The sequence below is a fragment of the Rhodococcus sp. Leaf225 genome, from assembly GCF_001426145.1.
Classification (GTDB): Bacteria; Actinomycetota; Actinomycetes; order Mycobacteriales; family Mycobacteriaceae; genus Rhodococcoides.
In genome coordinates this window covers 111392-133681 of the sequence record NZ_LMRN01000021.1, presented here as the reverse complement: position 1 = coordinate 133681, position 22290 = coordinate 111392, and the positions used below count along the sequence as shown (strand labels likewise).

Annotated in this window: 21 protein-coding genes and 2 tRNA genes; 4 read left to right on the top strand and 19 right to left on the bottom strand. The window is 68.9% G+C overall.

Going from position 1 to position 22290, the window contains the following annotated elements; all coding sequences use genetic code 11:
- Window positions 1–55: 55 nt before the first annotated feature.
- From ndk to ASG69_RS15730, 9 genes are read right to left on the bottom strand one after another with little or no spacing between them, the layout of a single operon-like run.
- The gene (gene ndk, locus ASG69_RS15770) at window positions 56–469 is read right to left on the bottom strand and encodes a nucleoside-diphosphate kinase (RefSeq protein ID WP_056445877.1); all 414 of its coding nucleotides are present in this window, start codon (window positions 467–469) and stop codon (window positions 56–58) included.
- Window positions 470–515: 46 nt separating this feature from the next.
- Window positions 516–914: a DUF4233 domain-containing protein gene (locus ASG69_RS15765; protein ID WP_027505665.1), complete on the bottom strand. Its 399-nt coding sequence runs from the start codon at window positions 912–914 to the stop codon at window positions 516–518.
- Complete coding sequence (gene folC / locus ASG69_RS15760) at window positions 911–2347, bottom strand: bifunctional tetrahydrofolate synthase/dihydrofolate synthase (protein WP_051613338.1); 1437 nt, start codon at window positions 2345–2347, stop codon at window positions 911–913. Before folC ends, ASG69_RS15765 begins: the two co-directional genes overlap by 4 nt.
- Window positions 2344–4995, bottom strand: a complete 2652-nt coding sequence (locus ASG69_RS15755; protein WP_056445880.1) for a valine--tRNA ligase — start codon at window positions 4993–4995, stop codon at window positions 2344–2346. The genes folC and ASG69_RS15755 overlap by 4 nt, the downstream gene beginning before the upstream one ends.
- 9 nt (window positions 4996–5004) lie before the next feature.
- Complete coding sequence (locus ASG69_RS15750) at window positions 5005–7059, bottom strand: S9 family peptidase (protein WP_056445883.1); 2055 nt, start codon at window positions 7057–7059, stop codon at window positions 5005–5007.
- A gap of 18 nt (window positions 7060–7077) precedes the next feature.
- Entirely contained in the window at window positions 7078–8049 is a 972-nt protein-coding gene (locus tag ASG69_RS15745) for a heme-dependent oxidative N-demethylase family protein (RefSeq protein WP_056445885.1), read from the bottom strand.
- Window positions 8046–8966, bottom strand: a complete 921-nt coding sequence (locus ASG69_RS15740) for a PDR/VanB family oxidoreductase (RefSeq protein ID WP_051613336.1) — start codon at window positions 8964–8966, stop codon at window positions 8046–8048. Before ASG69_RS15740 ends, ASG69_RS15745 begins: the two co-directional genes overlap by 4 nt.
- A complete protein-coding gene (locus ASG69_RS15735; protein ID WP_056445888.1) occupies window positions 8963–9343 on the bottom strand; it encodes a dimethylamine monooxygenase subunit DmmA family protein in 381 nt (126 codons plus the stop codon). The genes ASG69_RS15740 and ASG69_RS15735 overlap by 4 nt, the downstream gene beginning before the upstream one ends.
- Before the next feature lie 40 nt (window positions 9344–9383).
- Entirely contained in the window at window positions 9384–10373 is a 990-nt protein-coding gene (locus ASG69_RS15730) for an iron-siderophore ABC transporter substrate-binding protein (protein WP_156380558.1), read from the bottom strand.
- A 164-nt stretch (window positions 10374–10537) separates the two neighbouring features.
- Between ASG69_RS15730 and fdhD the strand changes: the two genes are divergently transcribed.
- On the top strand, window positions 10538–11386 hold the full coding sequence (gene fdhD / locus ASG69_RS15725; RefSeq protein ID WP_056445894.1) for a formate dehydrogenase accessory sulfurtransferase FdhD: 849 nt from the start codon (window positions 10538–10540) through the stop codon (window positions 11384–11386).
- Here the strand turns inward: fdhD and ASG69_RS15720 are convergent.
- From ASG69_RS15720 to ASG69_RS15710, 3 genes are read right to left on the bottom strand one after another with little or no spacing between them, the layout of a single operon-like run.
- Window positions 11355–12743 carry an amino acid permease gene (locus ASG69_RS15720; protein ID WP_056445897.1) on the bottom strand — a complete coding sequence of 463 codons (1389 nt, stop codon included), beginning with the start codon at window positions 12741–12743 and terminating at the stop codon, window positions 11355–11357. The two genes, fdhD and ASG69_RS15720, sit on opposite strands and share 32 nt — an antisense overlap.
- Before the next feature lie 18 nt (window positions 12744–12761).
- Complete coding sequence (locus ASG69_RS15715; RefSeq protein ID WP_056445900.1) at window positions 12762–13406, bottom strand: CoA transferase subunit B; 645 nt, start codon at window positions 13404–13406, stop codon at window positions 12762–12764.
- The gene (locus tag ASG69_RS15710; protein WP_037185784.1) at window positions 13403–14149 is read right to left on the bottom strand and encodes a CoA transferase subunit A; all 747 of its coding nucleotides are present in this window, start codon (window positions 14147–14149) and stop codon (window positions 13403–13405) included. The genes ASG69_RS15715 and ASG69_RS15710 overlap by 4 nt, the downstream gene beginning before the upstream one ends.
- 107 nt (window positions 14150–14256) lie before the next feature.
- On the opposite strand from ASG69_RS15710, the gene ASG69_RS15705 reads away from it, so the two are divergent.
- Together ASG69_RS15705 and ASG69_RS15700 are read left to right on the top strand one after the other, a co-directional pair.
- Complete coding sequence (locus ASG69_RS15705) at window positions 14257–15078, top strand: IclR family transcriptional regulator domain-containing protein (protein ID WP_056445903.1); 822 nt, start codon at window positions 14257–14259, stop codon at window positions 15076–15078.
- Window positions 15079–15123: 45 nt separating this feature from the next.
- A complete protein-coding gene (locus ASG69_RS15700; RefSeq protein ID WP_056445905.1) occupies window positions 15124–16332 on the top strand; it encodes an acetyl-CoA C-acetyltransferase in 1209 nt (402 codons plus the stop codon).
- Here the strand turns inward: ASG69_RS15700 and ASG69_RS15695 are convergent.
- The 6 genes from ASG69_RS15695 to ASG69_RS15670 all read right to left on the bottom strand — a co-directional run bounded on the left by ASG69_RS15695 (window position 16329) and on the right by ASG69_RS15670 (window position 21403).
- Entirely contained in the window at window positions 16329–16598 is a 270-nt protein-coding gene (locus ASG69_RS15695) for a SelT/SelW/SelH family protein (protein WP_056446356.1), read from the bottom strand. The genes ASG69_RS15700 and ASG69_RS15695 overlap by 4 nt on opposite strands.
- Before the next feature lie 108 nt (window positions 16599–16706).
- Window positions 16707–17987 carry an ATP-dependent Clp protease ATP-binding subunit ClpX gene (gene clpX, locus ASG69_RS15690; protein ID WP_027505654.1) on the bottom strand — a complete coding sequence of 427 codons (1281 nt, stop codon included), beginning with the start codon at window positions 17985–17987 and terminating at the stop codon, window positions 16707–16709.
- 225 nt (window positions 17988–18212) lie between these two features.
- Entirely contained in the window at window positions 18213–18878 is a 666-nt protein-coding gene (locus tag ASG69_RS15685) for an ATP-dependent Clp protease proteolytic subunit (RefSeq protein WP_027505653.1), read from the bottom strand.
- A 79-nt stretch (window positions 18879–18957) separates the two neighbouring features.
- On the bottom strand, window positions 18958–19554 hold the full coding sequence (locus ASG69_RS15680; protein WP_051613384.1) for an ATP-dependent Clp protease proteolytic subunit: 597 nt from the start codon (window positions 19552–19554) through the stop codon (window positions 18958–18960).
- A gap of 241 nt (window positions 19555–19795) precedes the next feature.
- Window positions 19796–21214, bottom strand: coding sequence for a trigger factor (tig, locus tag ASG69_RS15675; protein ID WP_056445908.1), 1419 nt, complete (start codon window positions 21212–21214; stop codon window positions 19796–19798).
- 115 nt (window positions 21215–21329) lie between these two features.
- Window positions 21330–21403, bottom strand: a tRNA-Pro gene (locus ASG69_RS15670).
- A 192-nt stretch (window positions 21404–21595) separates the two neighbouring features.
- Between ASG69_RS15670 and ASG69_RS15665 the strand changes: the two genes are divergently transcribed.
- A tRNA-Gly gene (locus tag ASG69_RS15665) sits at window positions 21596–21669 on the top strand.
- Between the two features lie 55 nt (window positions 21670–21724).
- Here the strand turns inward: ASG69_RS15665 and ASG69_RS15660 are convergent.
- Window positions 21725–22141: an STAS domain-containing protein gene (locus ASG69_RS15660; protein ID WP_051613329.1), complete on the bottom strand. Its 417-nt coding sequence runs from the start codon at window positions 22139–22141 to the stop codon at window positions 21725–21727.
- Window positions 22142–22290: the final 149 nt, after the last annotated feature.

Below are 22290 nucleotides of genomic sequence, written 5' to 3'. Positions count from 1 at the left end.
ACTGCGGGGTTCGCGGTGCGGCCCGGCGGTCGGGGGTGGGACTCGAGGTGGAGCGTCAGCCGAGCTCGGGGAACCAGAGCGCGATCTCACGAGCAGCGGACTCGGGCGAGTCGGAGCCGTGGACCAGATTCTTCTGTCCGTCCAGCGCGAGGTCGGCGCGGATGGTGCCGGGCGTCGCCTTGGCCACGGGGTCGGTGCCACCGGCGATCTGACGGAAGGCCTCGATGGAACGAGGACCTTCGAGCACCGCCGCGACGAGCGGTCCCGAGGTGATGAACTCGATGAGGTCGGGGAAGAACGGCCGCTCGGCGTGCTCGGCGTAGTGCTTCTCCGCCACCTCGCGGTCCACCGTCAGGAGCTTCAGGGCGACGAGGTCGAGCCCCTTGCGCTCGATACGGCCGAGGATGTCGCCGACGTAGCGACGTTCGACGCCGTCCGGCTTGATCAGTACGAGAGTGCGTTCGGTCACGAGCGCTGAGCCTAGAGGACCCTCGATCGGCCCCGGAGCACCGGCGTCATTCTCGCTGGCTCGGCAACCGGCCCTCGGCGATGCGCTTGCGGAGATCGCGGCGCAGATACAGCAGGTACACCCACACGGCGAGGAACAGCACGCCCACGACGGCGATCGACGGGTGCGCGAAGAAGCCGAGGATCACCAGGACCTGCAACGCGAGATCGAAGGACAGAGCCCACGACCGACCCTGCAGTCCTGCACCGAGCAACATGACCACGCCCAGCGCGATGATGTACGTCCCACTGATCCACGTGAGTCCACCGCCGACGGTCGCGACGACCGGGAGCGACAGGAAGACGACGATCGCCTCGAGGACGAGGGTGCCGGCGCAGACGCCGCGGAACCCCTTCCACGGATCGCGTGCGGGCGGCGGGACCTGGCCCGCCTCGGGGACTGTCATACCGGGTCCTTCCCGAAGAGAGTGCGTGCCGCACCGGCGGTCACCACGGATCCCGTGACGACGACGCCGGCACCGGAGACGGCCTCGCCCTCGTCCGCGACGTCCTCCGCGATGCCGATCGCGATCTCGAGTGCGTCCGGGAGCGTCTCCGCGACGACGACACGCTCGTCGCCGAACTTGGCCACGGCGGCGTCGGCGAGTGCCTCGACGTCGAGCCCGCGTGGGGAGCCGTTGTGGGTCACGACGATCTCGTCGAGCACGGGTTCGAGTGCCTGCAGGATGCCGTCGACGTCCTTGTCCTTCATCACGGACACGACGCCGACGAGCTTGCGGAAGTCGAACTCGGCCGTGAGCGTCGCGGCGAGTGCGGCGGCGCCGTGCGGGTTGTGCGCGGCGTCGACGAAGACCGTCGGTGCGTTGCGCACCCGCTCGAGTCGGCCCGGGTTCACCACCGAGGCGAAACCCTCGCGCACCGTCTCGACGTCGAGTCCGTGGTCGGCACCCGCGCCGAAGAACGCCTCGACCGCCGCGAGTGCCAGCGAGGCGTTGCGCGCCTGGTGTTCACCGTGGAGCGGAAGGAAGATGTCGTCGTACACGCCGCCGAGGCCGCGGAGCTCGAGCTGCTGACCGCCGACCGCGACGCGACGGGCCAGGACCACGAACTCGGACCCGGCGCGGGCCACCGCCGCGTCCATCTCCACGGCACGCCGCAACAGGACGTCGGTGACCTCGGGTTGCTGCTCGTCGAGAACCGCCACCGTGTCGACCGGATCGAGCCGTTCGGGGGCCTTCTTGATGATGCCGGCCTTCTCCTCGGCGATACCGGCCAGATCGGTACCGAGGTACTCGATGTGGTCGATACCGATCGGGGTGATGACGGAGACCTGCGCGTCCACCACGTTGGTGGCGTCCCACCGCCCGCCGAGACCCACCTCGACGACGGCGACGTCGACCGGGGCCTCCGCGAACGCCGCGAACGCCATCGCGGTCACCACCTCGAACTTGCTCATTCTGGGCCCGCCCGCGGCCTCCGACTGCGCGTCGATCATCTCGACGTACGGCAGGATGTCGCGGTACGTGTCGACGTACTGGCGAGGGGTCAGCGGCACCCCGTCGACCGCGATCCGCTCGGTGGCCAACTGCAGGTGGGGGCTGGTGGTGCGACCGGTGCGCCGGTGGAACGCCCGCAGCAGCGACTCGATCATCCGGGTGACCGACGTCTTGCCGTTGGTGCCCGCGACGTGGATGGACGGGTAGCTCGCCTGCGGGGACCCGAGCAGGTCCATCAGCGCACTGATGCGCGTGAGCGACGGCTCGATGGTCGTCTCGCCCCAGCGCTGGTCCAGTTCGGACTCCACCAGCGTGAACTCGGCGAGATCGACCGGGGAGGGTCCCGTCACCCCCTCCGGCCCGGAGTTTCCCGGATAGCTCACGCCGGCCCCATCTCACGCAGACGTGCGGTGATGCGCTCGACGTCCTCGCGGGCGATCTGCTGCCGTGCGCGGATCTTGTCCACGACCGCCTCGGGGGCCTTGCCGATGAAGGCCTCGTTGCCCAGCTTGGCCGTGGTGGCGGCGAGTTCCTTCTCCGCGGCCGCGAGATCCTTCTCGGCGCGCTTGCGCTCGGCCGCCACGTCGACGGTGCCGGACGTGTCGACGGAGACGACGACGGTACCGAGCGAGAGTCGAACCTCGATGGACGCCGTCTCGGCGAAGTCCTCCTCCGGCTCCGTCAGGAAGGCGAGCGCACGGGTCGCGGGGATCTGTGCCGTGAGGTCCGCCTCCTCGACCCCGAGCAGCCGCGCCGGGACCTTCTGCTTCGGCTTCACGCCCTGGTCGCTGCGGAAGCGGCGCACCTCGGTGATGAGCTTCTGCATGTCGGACACGCGTTGCAACGCGACGGGATCGGCTCCGACCCCGGTCTCCTTCGGCCACGGTGCGACCACGATGCTCTCGCCGCCCGTGAGCGCCTTCCAGAGCGTCTCGGTGACGAACGGGACGACCGGATGCAGCAGGCGGAGAATGGAGTCGAGCACGACACCGAGGACGATACGAGTGGGTTCCGCCGCGCTCTCCGACGAGAACTGCACCTTGGCCAGTTCGAGGTACCAGTCGCAGACCTCGTCCCAGGCGAAGTGGTACAGCGCCTCGCACGCCTTGCCGAACTCGTAGCGGTCCAGCGCGTCGTCCACCTCGGCGCGTACCGTCGCCAGCCGGTCGAGGATCCAGCGGTCGGCGTCCGTGAGCGTCTCGCGGGCCGGGAGATCCTGCACCACAGCGCCGTTCATCAACGCGAACTTGGTGGCGTTGAACAGCTTGGTGGCGAAGTTGCGCGAACTCTGCGCGTTGTCCTCGCCGACGGAGAGGTCACCGCCGGGATGGGCGCCGCGCGCCAGCGTGAAACGCAGTGCATCCGCACCGAATCGGTCGACCCAGTCGAGAGGGTCGATGCCGTTGCCCTTCGACTTCGACATCTTGCGGCCGAACTCGTCACGCACCAGCCCGTGCAGGAACACGTCGCGGAACGGCACCGGACCGGGCAGCTCGTCGCCGACGGTGGTGCCGAACATCATCATGCGGGCGACCCAGAAGAACAGGATGTCGTAACCCGTGACGAGAACGCTGGTGGGATAGAACTTCTCGAGGTCGGGAGTGCGGTCGGGCCAGCCCATCGTCGAGAAGGGCCACAGGCCGGACGAGAACCACGTGTCCAACACGTCCGGGTCCTGCACCCAGCCCTCGGGCGGCGTCTCGTCGGGGCCCGGGCAGACCGTCTCACCGTCGGGTCCGTACCAGATGGGGATGCGGTGCCCCCACCACAGCTGGCGCGAGATGCACCAGTCGTGCATGTCGTCGACCCACGCGAACCACCGCGGTTCCTGACTCTTCGGGTGCACCACGGTGCGCCCGTCGCGCACGGCGTCGCCGGCGGAGGCCGCCAACGTGGAGACGTTCACCCACCACTGGAGGGAGAGTCGCGGCTCGATGGGCTCGCCGCTGCGCTCGGAGTGGCCGACACTGTGGACGTACGGACGCTTCTCGGCGACGACGCGGCCCTGCTCCGCGAGTGCCTCGCGCACGGCGACACGAGCCTCGAAGCGGTCCATACCGTCGAACTGCGTTCCGGTGTCGGCGATCCGGCCCGACGTGTCCATGATCGACGGCATCGGCAAGCTGTGCCGGAGACCCATCTCGAAGTCGTTGGGGTCGTGTGCCGGCGTGATCTTCACGGCGCCGGTGCCGAACTCGGGGTCGACGTAGTCGTCGGCGACGACCGGGATCTCGCGGTCGAGGAACGGGTGCGGAAGCGTCGTTCCCACCAGGTCCCGGTAGCGCTCGTCGTCGGGGTGAACGGCGACGGCGGTGTCGCCGAGCATCGTCTCGACACGAGTGGTGGCGACCACCACGTGCGGTTCGTCGTCGTTCAACGATCCGTAGCGCAGCGAGACCAGTTCGCCCTCGACGTCCTCGTACTTGACCTCGATGTCGGAGATCGCCGTCTTCAGCACCGGCGACCAGTTGACGAGGCGCTCGGCGCGGTAGATCAGGCCACGATCGTGGAGCAGCTTGAACATGGTCTGGACGGCACGCGAGAGGCCCTCGTCCATCGTGAACCGCTCGCGGCTCCAGTCGACGCCGTCACCGATCCGGCGCATCTGCTCGCCGATGGTGCCGCCGGACTCACGCTTCCACTCCCACACCTTCTCGATGAAGGCGTCCCGACCCAGTTCGTCCTTGGACGTTCCCTCGGCGACGAGTTGCTTCTCCACGAGCGACTGCGTGGCGATGCCCGCGTGGTCCATGCCGGGAAGCCACAGCACCTCGTAGCCCTGCATCCTCTTGCGGCGGGACAGGACGTCCATCAGTGTGTGATCGAGGGCATGGCCCATGTGCAGGCTGCCGGTGACGTTGGGCGGCGGGAGCACGATCGAGTACCCCGGCTTCGCGCTGTCCGGATCGGCGACGAAGTACCCGGAGTCGACCCATCCCTGGTAGAGGCCTGCTTCCACGTCACCGGGATTCCAGGCCCTGGGCAGGCGGTCGGCAGGGTTCTCGTCGGGCGCTGTCGTCGATCTGGTCACCGGGTGATTCTAGTGCGCGTCGGGATCGACGGTCCGGCCCGGTCGCGCCGCGAGGATCTCGGGCATCGGAGTGGATTGTCCGAGTACGTGCTCGGCCAGGAAGGCGTGCACGGCGCCGTACCAGACAGCGGTGTGCTGCGGCGAGAGGATCCAGTGGTTCTCGTCGGGGAAGTACAGGAACCGGTGCACGGTCTCCCCGTTCTCGTCGGCGGGAGAACCGGACTCGGACAACAGCTCCCACCACAACCGCAGCGCTTCGCCCACGGGCACGCGATAGTCCTTGTCGCCGTGGATCACCAGCATCGGGGTGACGATGTCCGCGACGGCCAGGTGCGGTGAGTTCTCGAACGCCATCTCCGGCGTCATCTCGTGCGCCCAGTACGACGCCTCGTCGGTGGTGGGACCGAACTGGTCCAGCGCCCACAGACCGGCGTGCGAGACGATCGCCCGGAAGCGGTCGGTGTGACCTGCGACCCAGTTGGCCATGTAGCCGCCGAACGAGCCGCCCATCATCGCCGTGCGCGTGGAGTCGATGTCCTCGCGTTGCTCGACGGCGTCGGTGACGGCCATCAGGTCCGTGTAGGGCTCCGTCCCCCATCGGCCCCAGCCGCGCTGCACGAACGCCTGTCCGTACCCGGTGGACAGTGCCGGATCGGGGAGCAGGACGGCGAATCCCTGTGCCACCAGCATCCACGGATTCCAGCGCCACGACCAGGCGTTCCACGATCCGAGCGGTCCGCCGTGCGCCCACAGCACCAGCGGCGCGGGCCAGTCGGCGGACGTGCCCGTGGGCAGAGCCAACCAGGCGCGCACCCGCACGCCGTCCTCGGCGGTGGTCTCGACGTCCTCGAGGGTGCCCGGCAGTGTCGGCGTGGCGGCCGGTGATCGCAGCTCGGTCACCGCACCGTCGACGAGCGTGATCCGGACCGGATGCGGCGGAACGCGATACGACGAGCGCAGCGCGTGGACGACATCACCGTCCGGAGCCGGGCGCAGGTCGGTGTAGGCGTGGTCGTCGTGCGTCAGGCGGCGGGCCGCGTCGGGCGTCACGACGAAGATCGGTGCCCGGCCGTCGTCGTCCGCCGTCACCAGGATGCTGCGCCCGTCGGCGGACCACACCGGCGACGACGGCCACCGGTCCCACCCGGCCGCCCACTGCTCCGGGATTCCGGTCGTCAGGTCGAGGACGTGCAGCGTGGTCCGCGGCGCCGCATCCGGCTCCGGATGTGTCTCGCGCACATAGGCTACGCGCGTTCCGTCCGGCGAGACGGCAGGGGCACCGACGTCGGCCACCGGGTCGTCGACCAGCACGGCGTCGGCACCGTCCGAGGTGTCGATCCGGACGAGCACGTGCCGTGTGGTGGCATCGGCTCCCGCGACCCTGCGTGTGGCCACCAGCCACGAGCCGTCGGGAGCCACCGCGACGGAGGTGTCGCGGTACGCGCCGCCGCCCGCCGAACCGCCGGGTCGCGGCGTCACCGTCCTCAGTGCGACGTCGGTGTCCTCGGTGTCGCCGAGGTTCCCCACGAAGACGTGCGTGGACGCCGGACCGAGGTCGCTGTCCCAGTGCCGCATCGGATATCCGCTGTGCAGGATCGCGGAGACGGCCTTGTCCTTCCGCAGCGCGCGCAGCGTCTCGTCACGGTCGACGTCGCCCAGAACCTCACCGGAGACAGCGAACACCGGCGCGTCGGACGCGGCCACGACTCCCCCGACCCCTCCGCCGCGGTGCGCGACTCTGCGGGCCTCTCCGCCCCGCGCGGACAGCGCCCACACCGCGGACGGTGCGTCGTCGTCACCGGACTCCGCTCGCACGAAGAGCAGGTCGCCGTTCGCGGCGAAGGTCGGTGCGGAGTCACCGGTGGCGGACCGGGTGAGCCGGCGCGGCGCCGACGTGCCGTCCGTCGCGATGGACCACAGACTCGAGACGTACTTCGTCCGTGCGGCATTCAGCTCGGACATCGTGGTGACGAGCGACGCTCCGTCGACGGACAGTGCGAGGCCCGCGATGCGGGGAAGGTCGAGGTAGGCGTCGGGAGTCCGGAAAGCGCTCGCGTCGGTCATGCCCCCGAACCTAGGCGATCACCCGAGCACCGCGCGACGTCTGCTCCGCCACCAGCGGTCGATCGCCGGTCGCAGCGCGGTCAGCCCCTTGTAGTCGGCCATGTCACGCGGCAGCTCCGCGGTGACCGCGACGACGCGCTCCGCCCAGCCGGGCACCGCGGCGAGTTCGTCGAGCGAGGCCTGATGGGTGCGGATGAGGAAGAGGATCGCACCGGACGGAGCGAGGCGCGTCAGGTGCTGCACCTCGACCCGCAGGCAGAGGCGCCGGCCGACCTCGTCGACGGACGCGGTCTCGAGGTGCCGTCGCGCGCGTGCCCACTCCCCGCGCGTCTCCAGAGAGGCGTCGAGTCGATGATCGACCCCGAGCGACCAGTTGGTGCGCCGCACGGTCAATCCCGCACCCAGCCCGAGGAGGAACGCGCGCGCCCGCGCCACGACCCCTTCCTCCCGCACACGCGGGACGGGACCGTGGATGTCCTCGAAGCTCGCACCCAGAGCGAAGTTCACGGACCACCCCGACGCGAACGTCACCACGCCCGCGTCGGCGAACAGCTCGCCGCCGCGGGTGTCCAGCAGGACCAGATCGTCCGGGGTCTCCCCCGCCGCCAGCAGCAGTGGGTCGACGCTCGGGTCACCTCTGGCGACGTCGATGCTGTTGCCGGACAATCTGTTCGAGAAACGGACACGCCCGTCGTCGAGATTGAGCGTCGTCTCGTCGGGCATGCCGCGGTGCAGTTCGGTCAGCACCGTCTCGAGCGCGTCCCACCCGGCCGGCGCCATGTGCGGCAACGACACCGCTCGCCGGGGGTCCCGTGCGAGGATGCGGGCGCGTTCGGCCAGCGCGTCCCGATAGTCGGTGCCCGGTTCGACGACGTGCTCACCCCAGCCGCCCGCGGCGGTCCGATGAGCCGTGCGCGCCGGTTCGAGATTCGTGCTGTACCGGTACGTGTCACCGTCGAAGGGGAACGGGAAGGCCCGTAGGTCGGTCACAGGTCCACCACCAGACGGTCCCCCGCGGCGCGGGACACGCAGACCATCATCGAATCCGACCGTGTGCGTTCGTCGTCGGACAGGAACAGGTCGCGATGATCGACGGCGCCCGCGAGCACGGGCGTCCGACACCGACCGCAGACACCGTGACGACACTGCCGGTCGACGGACACGGCGGCAGTGTCGAGGACGTCCAGCACCGACTCGTCGGCCGACACCGGCAGGGTGCGACCGCTGCGCGCGAGTTCGAGCACGAACGACCGGCGAGGAGTATCGGGGCGGATGAACGCCTCGGTGTGCAGACGGCTCTCCGGCCAGCCCACCGCACGCGCGGCAGTCAGCGTCGCCTCGACGAGAGAGGGTGGCCCGCAGACGAACAGGTGAGTTCCCAGTGGTTGCCGGGTGAGCGCGTCCGCCAGTCCGCTCGTGAAGTCCTCGCGGGTGGTGCTGATCCGCGCATCGCACGACGTGGCCACGTCCTCGGCGAACGCGCCGCGTTCCGGCCGGTGGACGTAGTGCACCTCGGCGGTCGACCCGAGCCACCGCGCCAGGGACAGGATCGGCGTGATGCCGATCCCGCCGGCCACCAGCAGGTGCCTCCGCGCACGAAGAACCGGAGCGAAGGTGCTGCGCGGAGTGTCGACCTCGACGAGGTCACCCAAGCGCCGGCTCTGCAGCCATCGCGACCCGGCGCCGACGGCGAGTACCGCGCACGAGTAGAGGGACGGGACGTGCGGCGATCCGATCAGGGAGTAGGCGTTGTACGGGGCGGACGCGTCGTCGCCGCAGCGCACCACCACGTGGCTTCCGGGCACGAACGACGGCAGCGCGTCCCCCGAGCGCAGCGGCGCGAGGTCGATGCGCCGCACCGCACCGTCCGGAGTGACCGCGGTCGAGTGGACCACCCGCAGTGTCACGACGCGGCCTCCGGAACGCCGAGGCGAGCAGCGAGACGACTCGAGACATGGTCGGTCACCACGAGATTCGCACCGCAGGACCCACAGGGCGGTGCCGGTCCGACCGTTCCGCACACCGGGCAGTAGACGTCGACACTGCCGTCCTGCGTGACGACGACGGAGATCTCGTCGGGTTCTGCGCCCGCCCGCAGCGCTCGCTCGCGGTAGACCGCGACATGGGCTGCGGAACCGATCAGCACACAGCGCCAGCCGACCACCGCACGGTCCGTCTCGGCGTCGAACCACGCGTCCGACTCCGGACCTCGCACCGCGAATCGGCCCGGGCTCTCACCGGCCGAGTCCGGACGGTCGGCGTCGCCGATGATCAGCACGGTCACGCCGCCGACAGTACCGCCGGCCGATCCGCGACCGGGCGTGTCAGCGCACGAGAGGTGCCAGCCGACCGGGGATCTCCTGCAACGCGAACGGCAGGCTGAGCACGGTGCTCCACGCCATGGCCTCGGCCGCCTCGTCCTCGAGAATGATCACGCGATTCTCCTGGACGGCGGTCAGCTGCTGGTAGACGGGAGTGGCCGCCAGCTCGGCACGGAGCTTGTCACCGAAGCCGCCACCGGCGTACCAGACGAGCACGTCGACGTCGGCGAGAGACAACTGCTCGGTGCTCACGGTGGCGAAGTTGCGCTCGCCCACCTGGTCGACGACCGGCGGATTCACGAAGCCCAGTTCGTTGAGGAAGCGCACCTTCGGGTCCTGCGCGCCGTAGACACCGAACTGTCCGGGTCCCTGCAGCGCTCCGAGCAGCACCGTCTTGCCGGCGAACGACGGGTTGGCGGCAGCCGTGTCGGCGAACTCGCGCTCGAGATCGGTGATCAGCGTGCTTGCCTGATCGGCCCGACCGAGCGCCTGGCCGAGCAGTGTGGTCTGGTCGCGCCACGGAATGCCGTAGTCGACGAAACCGGTCGGCTGGGTGACGGTCGGGGCGAGCTGGGACAGCGAGTCGAACTCCGACTGCGTGATACCGGCATAGGTACCGACGATGAGATCGGGGCCTGCCGACGCCACCTTCTCCACGTCGATGCCCTCGGACGCGGTCCCGACGATCGCCGGTGCGGCGCCCCCCAGCGCAGACTGCGCCCAGGGCCAGGTCGCGGACGGGTAGTCGCCGTACCAGTCGAACACTCCGACCGGAACGACACCCAGCGCGAGCAGGGTGTCCTGGTCGTTGTACCCGACGCTGACGACGCGCTGCGGATCCGACGGCACGCTGACCTCGCCGTACTTCGTGGACACGGTCGCGCCGGAGTCCTGCGATCCGCCGGAGTCCGAACTGCTGCACGCAGCGGCCACCGCGACGATCGCGCCGGTGGCACCGAGGAGGAAAGAACGACGTGAGACGCCGGCCGACATGGCCATGGTGAGGTGGTCCCTTCGATGGACGGCGGGGACCCAGCCCCCCTGGTGTAGGCAAGGCTAACTTATGCACCGCCGCCTCGGACACGGGTCCGTCCGCGCGCCGAGCCGACGCGGGTCCACTATGGAGTGATGAGCACGTCGCACGAGAGCCACCACTGATGGGCCGCGCCACCGTCCGCCGACCGGTCGTCCGCATCCGCGGACCGCACCGCTCGTCACGGCCCGACACCGTGGTCGCCGAGGAACCGTTGGAGTTACGCGTCGGCGGCAAGGCGTTGGCCGTCACCATGCGTACGCCCGGACACGACGTCGAACTCGCGCACGGGTTCCTCGCCACCGAGGGCGTCATCGGCGGCCGCGACGACATTCTGGCCGCACGGTACTGCGACGGTGTCGACGACGAGGGGCTCAACACCTACAACGTGCTCGATCTCGCTCTGGCAGCGCACGTCCCACCACCCGACCCCGGGGTCGAACGGAACTTCTACACGACGTCGTCCTGCGGCGTCTGCGGCAAGGCGTCACTCGATGCGGTGCGGCTCAAGACCCGCCACTCCCCCGGAGCCGACGGCGCGACAGTCACGACGACCGTCCTGACCACGCTCCCGGACACCCTCCGCGAGCACCAGCGCATCTTCGCGTCCACGGGCGGGCTGCACGCGGCCGCGCTCTTCGACACGGACGGCACGCTTCTCGCGGTGCGGGAGGACGTCGGCCGACACAACGCCGTGGACAAGGTGATCGGGTGGGCGGTTCTCGAGGGACGAGTTCCCCTCACGGGAACGGTGCTCATGGTCAGCGGACGCGCATCCTTCGAGCTCGCGCAGAAGGCCGTCATGGCCGGGATCCCGATCCTCGCCGCGGTGTCCGCGCCGTCGTCGCTCGCCGTCGACCTCGCCGACGAGTCCGGCCTGACTGTCGTCGGCTTCCTCCGCGGAGACGGTATGAACGTCTACACCCACACCCACCGTGTGATCAGCGAGCCGCCGCCCGACGACGCCCGGTGATCAGACCGACGACGGTCAACAGCACGAGCACCGCGAGGGTGGCGAGTACCTGACGACGGGACGACGCGTCCGTCAGCATGAGCACGGTCAGGCCCACGAGGAGCGCAAGCGCCACCCAGCTGAGGTACGGGAACGCCCACATGCGAACGGGCAGTGGACCTGCCGCCTCCAGACGGCGTCGTAGTCGTAGCTGCGACGCCACCGTCACCGCCCAGATCGCCAACAGGGACGCGCCCACGGCGTTGAGCAGGAACGTCAGCAGACCGTCGAGGTCGAGATAGTTCAGCAGCACGGCCACGAAGCCGAAGAACACCGAGACGAGCAGCGCGGCACGCGGGACCCCCGACGCATCCACCCGCGCCAACGGCCCCCTCCGGCCTTCCCGCCCACCACCGGCCGGCCTCCGGCCTTCCCGCAGCGCCAGCGAGTACATCATCCGGCTGGTCGCGTAGATCTGCGCGTTGAAGGCACTGAGCAGTGACAGCACGATGACGGCCTCCATGAAGCCGACCACCCCGGAGAGGTTCGCCTGCTGCAGCACCAGCGTGAACGGGCTCTCCGCGGCCGACTGCGCCTCGTCGAGACGGTTCCACGGCAGCAGCAACGTGATCACCAGGATCGACCCGAGGTAGAAGACGCTGATGCGCCACACGACGCTGCGCACCGCGCGCCCCACCGACAGGGCCGGGTCCTTCGACTCGGCCGCCGCGATGGTCACGATCTCGATGCCGCCGAAGGCGAACGCCACGACCAGCAGCCCCGCGGCGATGCCCGAGACGCCATTGGGCGCGAACCCACCGAGACCGGTGAAGTTGGCGGCGCCGACAGGGTCCGAACCGGGGAGCAGGCCGAACACCAGCAATGTCCCGACGACGAGGAACCCGATGATGACGGTGACCTTGATGGCGGCGAACCAGAACTCGAACTCGCCGAAGTTCGACACCTTCGCGAGGTTGATCGCGGCGAAGACGACCATGGCCACGAGGGCGGGGATCCACGGATCCACACCGAACCATGCACCCATGAAGGCTGCGGCGCCGGTCATCTCGGCGCCCATGACCATGACGAGGGTGAACCAGTACAGCCAGCCGGTGACGAAGCCGGCGGTGCGGCCGAACGCCATCTCGGCGTAGGTCGAGAACGATCCCGACGACGGCGAGGCGGCGGCCATCTCGCCGAGCATGCGCATGACGAGGATCACGAGGAAGCCGGCGATGGCGTAGGACAGGAGGACGGCGGGTCCCGCGGCGGCGATGCCGGCGCCGGTGCCCAGGAACAGCCCGGCGCCGATCGCGGAGCCGAGGCCCATCATCGTCAGGTGGCGGACCTTCAGTCCGTCGGTGAGTGAGTCGACCATGAGAAGGAAACGGTAACGCTACGTCCGGACGCGGACCTCGGCGCCCGTCGCCGCGAGGACGTCGTCGACCCCCACGCCGGGTGCGGTCTCGATCAGTTCGAGCCCGTCCGCCGTGACGTCGAGGACCGCCAGATCGGTGATGATGCGGTGCACGCAGCCGCGACCGGTGAGCGGGAGCGTGCACCTCTCGACGATCTTGGGCTCCCCGCTGCGGGAGACGTGTTCCATCATCACGATGACGCGTCGCGCTCCGTGGACCAGGTCCATCGCGCCGCCCATCCCCTTGACCATGTGGCCGGGGATCATCCAGTTGGCGAGATCACCGCGGCTGTCCACCTGCATCGCGCCGAGGACGGCGACGTCCACGGCGCCGCCGCGGATCATGCCGAAGGACTGTGCCGAGTCGAAGAACGAGGCCCCCGGGAGCACGGTGACGGTCTCCTTGCCGGCATTGATCAGCTCGGGATCGAGTTCGTCCTCGGTGGGGTACGGGCCCACGCCCAGAACTCCGTTCTCCGAGTGCAGGATCACGGTCCTGTCGGGGGGAATGTGGGCCGGGATCAACGTGGGCATACCGATGCCCAGGTTCACGTACTGCCCGTCCTCGAGTTCGGCGGCCACCCGTGCCGCCATCTCGTCCCGTGTGCGCGGAGTCGGGGTCATGACCGCACCGTCCTGCGCTCGATCCCGACCGTCACGGGCCCGACGACGACGACGCGCTGAACGTGGATACCGGGCGTGTGCACGTCCTCGGGCGTCAGCTCCCCCGGCTCGACCAGATGCTCCACCTGGGCGATGGTGATGCGCCCCGACTCCGCTGCCGGTGGATTGAAGTTGCGGGCGCTGGCCCGGTAGACGAGATTGCCGTACCGATCACCCTTCCAGGCGTGCACCAGTGCGAAGTCGGCGGCGATCCCGCGCTCGAGGACATGGGTGACGCCGTCGAACTCGCGCGTCTCCTTCGGGGCCGAGGCGAGAGCGACCCCGCCGGCGCCGTCGTATCGCTGTGGCAGCCCGCCCTCGGCGACCTGTGTCCCCACCCCCGCGGGGGTGAAGAACGCCGGGACTCCGGCGCCGCCCGCTCGCAGCCGCTCGGCGAGCGTGCCCTGCGGTGTCAGCTCCACTTCGAGTTCACCGCCGAGGTACTGGCGGGCGAACTCCTTGTTCGACCCGACGTACGAGCTGACGGTCCTGCGGATCCGGCCCTGCTCCAACAGGATTCCCAACCCGAAGCCGTCGGTCCCGCAGTTGTTGCTGATGGTCTCGAGATCGGTCGCACCCTGATCGAGCAGCGCAGCGATCAAGAGTTCCGGCACACCGACCAGACCGAATCCGCCCACCGCGATCGACGATCCGCTCGGGATGTCGGCCACCGCCTCGGCGGCCGAGGCCACCACCTTGTTCATCATGACCGTGACCCTAACGCACCGTTCGACAAGTGAACAGACGTCCGCGATGCGAACACTGTGCTTCAATGAGACACGCGCATCCGAGCCGACGAGGAGAGGACCCCATGACCGAGCCCGCACCGCCGCAGACCCGCGCTGCCGCCGCGGATCACGTGCAGTCCCTCGCCCGCGGACTCGCGGTGATCCGGGCCTTCGACGCGGACCATCCCCGTCGCACGCTGTCCGAGGTCGCCCGAGCCACCGATCTCACCCGCGCCACGGCCCGTCGCTTCCTGCTCACCCTGGTCGAACTCGGGTACGTCCGCACCGACGGCACCACCTTCGCGCCGACTCCGAGGGTCCTCGATCTCGGCTACTCGTACCTCTCGTCGCTCTCGCTCCCCGAGATCGCCGGACCGCATCTCGAGGCCTTGACCGCGCGCGTGCACGAGTCCTCGTCGGTGTCCGTCCTGGACGACCTCGACGTCGTCTACGTCGCCCGGGTCCCGGTGAGCCGCATCATGACCGTGTCCATCACCATCGGCACCCGTTTCCCCGCCTACGCCACCTCGATGGGCAGAGTCCTGTGGGCCGGTGTCGACGAGAACGCTCTCGCGGACCTTCTCGCGCGCACCGACCTCCGCGACCTCACGGGGCGAACGATGACGACGGAGTCGAGCCTGCGCGCCGAACTCGATCTCGTTCGGACACAGGGCTTCTGCATCGTCGACCAGGAACTCGAGATCGGACTCCGCTCGATCGCCGCGCCGCTGCACGGGCACGGCGGCGCCGTCACCGCCGCGGTCAACATCAGCACGCCCGCGGCGCGCTACTCGCTCGACGAGTTGAGAACCACCGTCGTGCCGGCGCTGCTGAGCACCGCGGCCGCCATCGACGCCGATCTCGCCCGCGTCGCGTCGCGGTCGGACGCAGCCCGCACCTCCTGACCTCTCCCCCCACCCGAACACCGACACACGAGACGAGACCACGCCATGCTCGACGCCGTCATCTGCGCTCCGCTGCGCACCCCCGTGGGCCGCTTCGGCGGGGCCCTGAAGACCGTTCCCGCAGCGGACCTCGCGTCTGCCGTGATCATCGAGATCCTCTCGCGCACCGGGCTGTCCGGCGCCGACATCGATGACGTGATCCTCGGGCAGGGCGCACCGAACGGCGAGGCACCGGCGATCGGACGCGTCGCCGCACTCGATGCGGGGCTCGGCATCGGCGTTCCCGGCCGCCAGGTCGACCGCCGCTGCGGGTCCGGGCTGCAGGCCGTTCTCGACGCCTGCATGCAGGTCTCCACGGGCGTGAGCGACGTCGTGCTCGCGGGCGGCGTGGAGTCGATGAGCTCCACCGAGTTCTACACCGACGGTGTGCGGTGGGGCGTCGGCGCCGACTCCGTGCCCCTCCAGGACAGGCTCGCACGGGCCCGGATCACGGCCGGCGGCACACACTTTCCCGTGCCCGGTGGGATGATCGAGACGGCCGAGAACCTCCGCGAGCAGTACGGTGTGCCACGCGCCGACCAGGACGCCTTCGCGGTGCAGTCCCACCAGCGCGCCGTCGCGGCGCAACGGAGCGGCGTCTTCGCCGAGGAGATCGTGCCCGTCACGGTGCCTCGGCGCAGGGGCGATCCCGTCGTCGTCACCGACGACGAGCACCCCCGAGCCGACACCACCCTCGAGTCGCTGTCCCGGCTCCGCCCGATCCGCGGAACGATCGATCCGGAATCGACGGTCACCGCCGGCAACGCCAGCGGCCAGAACGACGGCGCCGCGCTCTGCCTCGTCACCACGGCGGACAGGGCCGCAGCGCTGGGGCTGACACCCCTGGTCCGACTCGCCGGATGGGCGGTGGCCGGTGTCGCGCCGGCGACGATGGGCATCGGCCCGGTCCCGGCGACGGCCGCCGTTCTCGGCCGGCTCGGCCTCACCCTCGACGACATGGACGTCGTCGAACTGAACGAGGCGTTCGCCGCCCAGGTGTTGTCGGTGCTGACCGAGTGGTCGATGGACCCCGCCGACCCTCGGCTCAACCCGCACGGCTCGGGCATCTCCCTCGGCCACCCGGTCGGCGCGACCGGCGCACGCATCCTGACCACCCTCGCTCACGAGATGGTGCGACGAGACGTGCGGTACGGCCTCGAGACGATGTGCATCGGCGGCGGCCAGGGACTCGCGGCGGTGTTCGAGCGCGTCTAGGGACGGTCCGCGTGCCCGAGGTCGCGCTCCGGGTCGACCTCGTCTCGAACGAGTTGCTTCAGGACGGTGATCTCGGGAAAACCGCCGCGCTCCTTGCGATCCCACACCACGGACTCCCCCACCACGACGCGGAAGACTCCGCCGGTGCCGGGAACCAGCGCCACCTCGGTGAGGTCGGATCCGAAAGTCTGCAGCAGTTCCTGCGCCATCCATCCGGCTCGCAGGAGCCACTGACACTGGGTGCAGTACGTGATCGCGACGCGCATGGCGGCGACCCTACCCCCGACGTTCCAGAGCCCCGACGCTCCAGAGCCCCGACGCACGAGAACCCCGGCGACCATCGGTCGTCGGGGCTCTCGATCGAGCTGAGGGGGTCAGGCGCTCTTCTCGCGCCGTTCCGGCCGGTCCGGCTTGCGCGGCACGATGGTGGGGAGCACGTTGTCGTTCACGGTCTCCGCCGTCACGACCACCTTCGCCACGTCGTCACGACTGGGGATGTCGAACATGACCGGGTTGAGCACTTCCTCCATGATCGCGCGCAGTCCACGAGCGCCCGTGCCGCGATGGATGGCCTGCTCGGCCATCGCGTCCAGCGCGTCCGGGGTGAACTCCAATTCGACACCGTCCATGTCGAACAGGCGCGTGTACTGCTTCACCAGAGCGTTCTTCGGCTCCGACAGGATGGTCACGAGGGACTCCTTGTCGAGATGCGTGACCGACGCGACGACCGGCAGGCGACCGATGAACTCGGGAATCAGACCGAACTTGATCAGATCCTCGGGCATGACCTCGGCGAAGTGGTCCTGCGTGTCGATCTCGGCCTTGGAGTGGACCTCGGCGCCGAAGCCGAGGCCGCGCTTGCCGATGCGGTCCGACACGATCTTCTCGAGCCCGGCGAACGCACCGGCGACGATGAAGAGCACGTTGGTCGTGTCGATCTGGATGAACTCCTGGTGCGGGTGCTTGCGTCCACCCTGCGGCGGGACACTGGCCTGCGTGCCCTCGAGGATCTTGAGCAGGGCCTGCTGCACACCCTCGCCGGAGACGTCGCGCGTGATCGACGGGTTCTCGCTCTTGCGAGCGATCTTGTCGACCTCGTCGATGTAGATGATGCCGGTCTCGGCACGCTTGACGTCGTAGTCCGCGGCCTGGATCAGCTTGAGGAGGATGTTCTCGACGTCCTCACCGACGTACCCGGCCTCGGTCAACGCGGTGGCGTCGGCGATGGCGAACGGGACGTTCAGCATCTTCGCCAGCGTCTGCGCGAGATAGGTCTTGCCGCAGCCGGTGGGGCCGAGCATCAGGATGTTGGACTTGGCCAGTTCCACGGTCTCGCCACGGGCGTCACGGGCCTTGTCGCCGGCCTGGATGCGCTTGTAGTGGTTGTAGACCGCGACGGCGAGACGACGCTTCGCCGTGTCCTGACCGATGACGTAGTTCTCCAGGAAGTCGCGAATCTCCGCGGGCTTGGGCAACTCGTCGAGCTTGACCTCGCTCGACTCGGCCAGTTCTTCCTCGATGATCTCGTTGCACAGATCGATGCACTCGTCACAGATGTAGACACCTGGTCCGGCAATGAGCTTCTTGACCTGCTTCTGGCTCTTTCCGCAGAAAGAGCACTTGAGCAGATCACCACCGTCACCGATGCGTGCCATGAGCGTTAGTCCTCACTAGTGAAAGAGAATCTCTGCGTGCGACCGTACCCGCCTTCGCGGTCGGAGGTCGACTTCTGACGCAACCCGAGCAGGCATGTCGGAGCGGCGTCGCACCCCCTCGGACGTCGGTGAATCGATGCAGTCCGGGGGCTCGGAACCGGCCGGAGCCACCCGTCGACGACCCGTCGTCCGGGCGTGTCGGGAGCGGCCTCCGGCCGGCCGGCGTCACTTGCGTGCGGAGAGCTTGCGGTACTCGAAGACGGTGTCGATGATCCCGTAGTCCTTGGCCTCCTCGGCCGTGAGGATCTTGTCGCGATCGGTGTCCTTGCGGATGACGTCGGCGTCCTTGCCGGTGTGGCGACCGAGGGTGGTCTCCATCAGACGACGCATGCGCTCGATCTCCCGAGCCTGGATCTCGAGGTCCGACACCTGGCCCTGCACACCGCCGGTGGACGGCTGGTGGATGAGGACGCGAGCGTTCGGCAGTGCCGCACGCTTGCCGGGGGCACCCGCTGCGAGCAGCACGGCGGCGGCCGACGCGGCCTGACCGAGGCAGACGGTCGCGACATCGGCGCGCACGTACTGCATCGTGTCGTAGATCGCCATCAGCGACGTGAACGAGCCACCGGGCGAGTTGATGTACATCGTGATGTCGCGGTCGGGATCGAGACCCTCGAGCACCAGCAGCTGCGCCATGATGTCGTTCGCCGAGGCGTCGTCGACCTGCACGCCGAGGAAGATGATGCGCTCCTCGAAGAGCTTGTTGTACGGGTTCGACTCCTTGACGCCGTAGCTCGAGTGCTCGACGAAGGACGGGAGGATGTAGCGGGAATCGGGCCCGGCGGGCGAGCTGGAGCCGGGGAGAGAACGGGGATCGAAGAGCTGGGACATCAGTACTCCAAGGGTGTGGGTGAAGAGATCGGACGACCGACAGGAGCGAGCGCGTCGCGCGCTGCGCTGTCCGGTCCGATCAGTTGTCGGCTCCGCTGGTGCCGCCGGCCTGCTCGGCGCGTGTGATGACGTGATCGACCATGCCGTACTCCAGGGCCTGCTGCGCCGTGAACCACCGGTCGCGGTCGGAGTCCTCGGTGACCTGCTCGAACGACTGGCCGGTGTGCTGTGCGATCAGTTCGGCCATCTCGCGCTTGGTGAGGGCGAACTGCTCGGCCATGATGGCGATGTCCGCCGCGCTGCCACCTATTCCGGCGGACGGCTGGTGCATCATGATGCGGGCGTGCGGCAGGGCGTAGCGCTTGCCCTTGGTCCCGGCGGTGAGCAGGAACTGGCCCATCGACGCCGCCAGGCCCATCGCGTAGGTCGCGACGTCGCACTCGGCGAAGTTCATCGTGTCGTAGATCGCCATGCCGGCCGAGACGGAACCGCCGGGCGAGTTGATGTAGAGCGCGATGTCGCGAGTGGGGTCCTCTGCCGAGAGCAGGAGGATCTGGGCGCACAGCTTGTTCGCGATGTCGTCGTCGACCTGCGTGCCGAGGAAGATGATGCGCTCACGGAGCAGACGCTCGTAGACGGAGTCGCTGAGGTTGAGTCCGGCGGTCGCGGACGTCATGGCCGGAGCGGTCACGATCGACCCTGCCTGACGGGACGGCCCTGCCTGGTCGGTGTTGGTCGCCGGGTTCGTGGTGGTCACGGTACCTGCCTTCTCGTGCTCGATGTGGTCTCGCCTGAACGAGTTTCTCGCCGTGAGCGCGAACGTTCCCTGTGGACGGAACGCTCACGTTCTCTGTCACCGACACTAACGAAGGACGGCGGCCCCGGAGTCCCGGAACCGCCGTCGTTCGCTGTGAGCGTTACTTCTGCTGTTCGCCCGCAGACGAATCGTCCGCAGCCGACTCGTCCGTGGACGACTCGATCTCCGCCGACTCGGTCTCGTCGGTGGCCTCGTCCTCGGGATCTCCGAAGAGCTCCTTGGTGTCGACGCTCGCACCGGCGGTGTCGGTCACGGAGACGCGATCGACGATCGCGGCGAGTGCCTTGCTGCGTCGGATGTCGGCGAACAGTGCGGGCAGCTGGTTGGCCTGCTGCACCTGCTGGATGAACTCCTCCGGCGCGATGCCGTAGCGCTGCGCCTGGAAGACGATGTTCTGGGTCAGCTCTTCCTGTCCGACCTGGACCGACTCGGCGTCGGCGATGGTGTCGAGCAACAGCTGGGTGCGCACGGACTTCTCGGCACTCTCACGCGCGTTCGTGTCGAACTCCTCGCGCGAGGAGCCTGCGGCCTCGAGCTGCTGCGCGAGCTTGTCCTCGTCGTGGTCGAGCGGATGGATCGCGTCGTGCAGCGCGGAATCGACCTCGGCCTTGACGAAGGCCTCGGGAACCGGGACCTCGACGGACTCGAGCAGAGCCTCGAGCACCTTGTCGCGGATCTGCCCGGCCTGCTCGACCTTCTTGACGCGGGCCACGCGCTCGCGCAGATCGGCCATCAGCTCGTCGAACGTGTCGAACTGGCTCGCCAGCTGGGCGAACTCGTCGTCGGGCTCGGGCAGCTCGCGCTCCTTCACCGACTTCACCGTGACGGTGACCTGCGCTTCCCGGCCGGCGTGCTCACCGGCGAGCAGCGTCGTCGGGAACTCCTTGGAGTCACCCACGGACAGGCCGACGATCGCGTCGTCGAGACCCTCGATGAGCTGGCCGGAGCCGACCTCGTGGGACAGGCCCTCGGTCGAGGCCTCCGCGACGTCCTCGCCGTCGACCGTGGCCGACAGGTCGATGGAGACGAAGTCGCCGGTCTGCGCAGCGCGCTCGACACCGGTGAGGGTGCCGAAACGCTGACGCAGCGAGAGCAGCTGCTCGTCGACGGCCTCGTCGGTGATCTCGACCGGGTCGACGGTGACGGTGACGCTCGAGAAGTCGGGCAGCGTGATCTCGGGACGCACGTCGACCTCGGCGGTGAAGACGATCTCCTCGCCGTCCTCGAGCTTGGTGATCTCGATGTCCGGCTGGCCGAGGGGCTTCAGCTCGGTCGAGCTGAGCGCGTCGTTGTACTTGGCGGGCAACGCGTCGTTGACCACCTGGTTCAGGACGTTCGCGCGGCCGACGCGTGCCTCGAGAAGCTTCGCGGGCGCCTTGCCGGGCCGGAACCCGGGCAGGCGGATCTGCTGCGCGAGCGTCTTGTAGGCGCGGTCGAAATCAGGCTTCAGCTCCTCGAAGGGCACCTCGACGTTGATACGGACTCGCGTCGGGCTCAGCTGCTCGACAGTGCTCTTCACGAACGTGCTCCTTCATCTGCTCGACTGCAGTGATTCGTTGTCGGACTGTGGTGGTGCGGGGTGGTTCCGGTGGGAAGGTGGATCTGGACCATTCGATCGCGGCGACCGACGTCTGTCGGGATGACAGGATTCGAACCTGCGACCCTCCGCTCCCAAAGCGGATGCGCTACCAAGCTGCGCCACATCCCGTTCCTCGTGCACGCCGTCACCCTCGATCGTGGCGATTCGCACCGGCAAGGCCACAGCGACGTGCGCCGACGATCCTACGGCGGTACCGCGGAGGCGCCGACGGCGGGCCGATTTCTCGATCGCGCGCGACGTTCGGTACAGTTCCTCAACGCAGGCGGCAGGAGCTGGCGATCCCAGCACCGCCGCAGGCATGCGGGCGTAGCTCAATGGTAGAGCCTCAGTCTTCCAAACTGATTACGCGGGTTCGATTCCCGTCGCCCGCTCCACGAACGCGAGAGCCCCCCGATTCAGCGAATCGGGGGGCTCTCGTGTGTTCGGGGGTCAGCCGGCGTCGGACAGGACTCCGGCGCCGTCGCGCGCCGAGGTGACCAGCGACACTGCCTCGAAGATGCTTCCGCACACGGTGATCGGCGAGCAGACGCCGAGGAGCTCGAGCGGGCGCCGCACTGCGGGGTCGGTGGCCACCAGCACCATCGGACGGACCGACAGCGAGGACGCCGCGCCGAGGAGAAGGACGGCGCCGGCGCTGCCCAGGAAGGTGACGTCCGACAGGTCGAGAACCACGTCCTCGTGGCCGCGAGCGGCCACGCGTGCCAGGACCTCGCGGAGTTCGGGCGTGGTGCTCATGTCGATCTCGCCGCCGACCGACACCACGGCGACGTCGCCGCGTTCGTATTCGAGGACGGTGAGATCGGCAGCGTCGAAAGAGAAGTGGGTGTCGAGTCCGTGTGCGGTCATTGCTGTGTCTCCCGGTTCGTGTGCGTCGATCTCGTTCCTCGGCGTCTGCCTTAGATTCGCCCGCCAGAGTGACGAGGCTGCGTGCAGAGCATCACGATCCGATAACGTTCACAGCACATCGAGATAACGCCGTTGCAGACTCAACTGCC

Coding starts and splice junctions, on each gene's coding strand:
- ASG69_RS15685 (WP_027505653.1), bottom strand. CDS start 18,878: ATGTCCCAGCTCTTCGATCCCCGTTCTCTCCCCGGCTCCAGCTCGCCC.
- ASG69_RS15680 (WP_051613384.1), bottom strand. CDS start 19,554: ATGACGTCCGCGACCGCCGGACTCAACCTCAGCGACTCCGTCTACGAG.
- clpX (WP_027505654.1), bottom strand. CDS start 17,987: ATGGCACGCATCGGTGACGGTGGTGATCTGCTCAAGTGCTCTTTCTGC.
- ASG69_RS15730 (WP_156380558.1), bottom strand. CDS start 10,373: ATGTCGGCCGGCGTCTCACGTCGTTCTTTCCTCCTCGGTGCCACCGGC.
- ASG69_RS15705 (WP_056445903.1), top strand. CDS start 14,257: ATGACCGAGCCCGCACCGCCGCAGACCCGCGCTGCCGCCGCGGATCAC.
- ASG69_RS15715 (WP_056445900.1), bottom strand. CDS start 13,406: ATGACCCCGACTCCGCGCACACGGGACGAGATGGCGGCACGGGTGGCC.
- ASG69_RS15720 (WP_056445897.1), bottom strand. CDS start 12,743: ATGGTCGACTCACTCACCGACGGACTGAAGGTCCGCCACCTGACGATG.
- ASG69_RS15695 (WP_056446356.1), bottom strand. CDS start 16,598: ATGCGCGTCGCGATCACGTACTGCACCCAGTGTCAGTGGCTCCTGCGA.
- ASG69_RS15750 (WP_056445883.1), bottom strand. CDS start 7,059: ATGACCGACGCGAGCGCTTTCCGGACTCCCGACGCCTACCTCGACCTT.
- ASG69_RS15660 (WP_051613329.1), bottom strand. CDS start 22,141: ATGACCGCACACGGACTCGACACCCACTTCTCTTTCGACGCTGCCGAT.
- ASG69_RS15710 (WP_037185784.1), bottom strand. CDS start 14,149: ATGAACAAGGTGGTGGCCTCGGCCGCCGAGGCGGTGGCCGACATCCCG.
- ASG69_RS15700 (WP_056445905.1), top strand. CDS start 15,124: ATGCTCGACGCCGTCATCTGCGCTCCGCTGCGCACCCCCGTGGGCCGC.
- ASG69_RS15765 (WP_027505665.1), bottom strand. CDS start 914: ATGACAGTCCCCGAGGCGGGCCAGGTCCCGCCGCCCGCACGCGATCCG.
- fdhD (WP_056445894.1), top strand. CDS start 10,538: ATGGGCCGCGCCACCGTCCGCCGACCGGTCGTCCGCATCCGCGGACCG.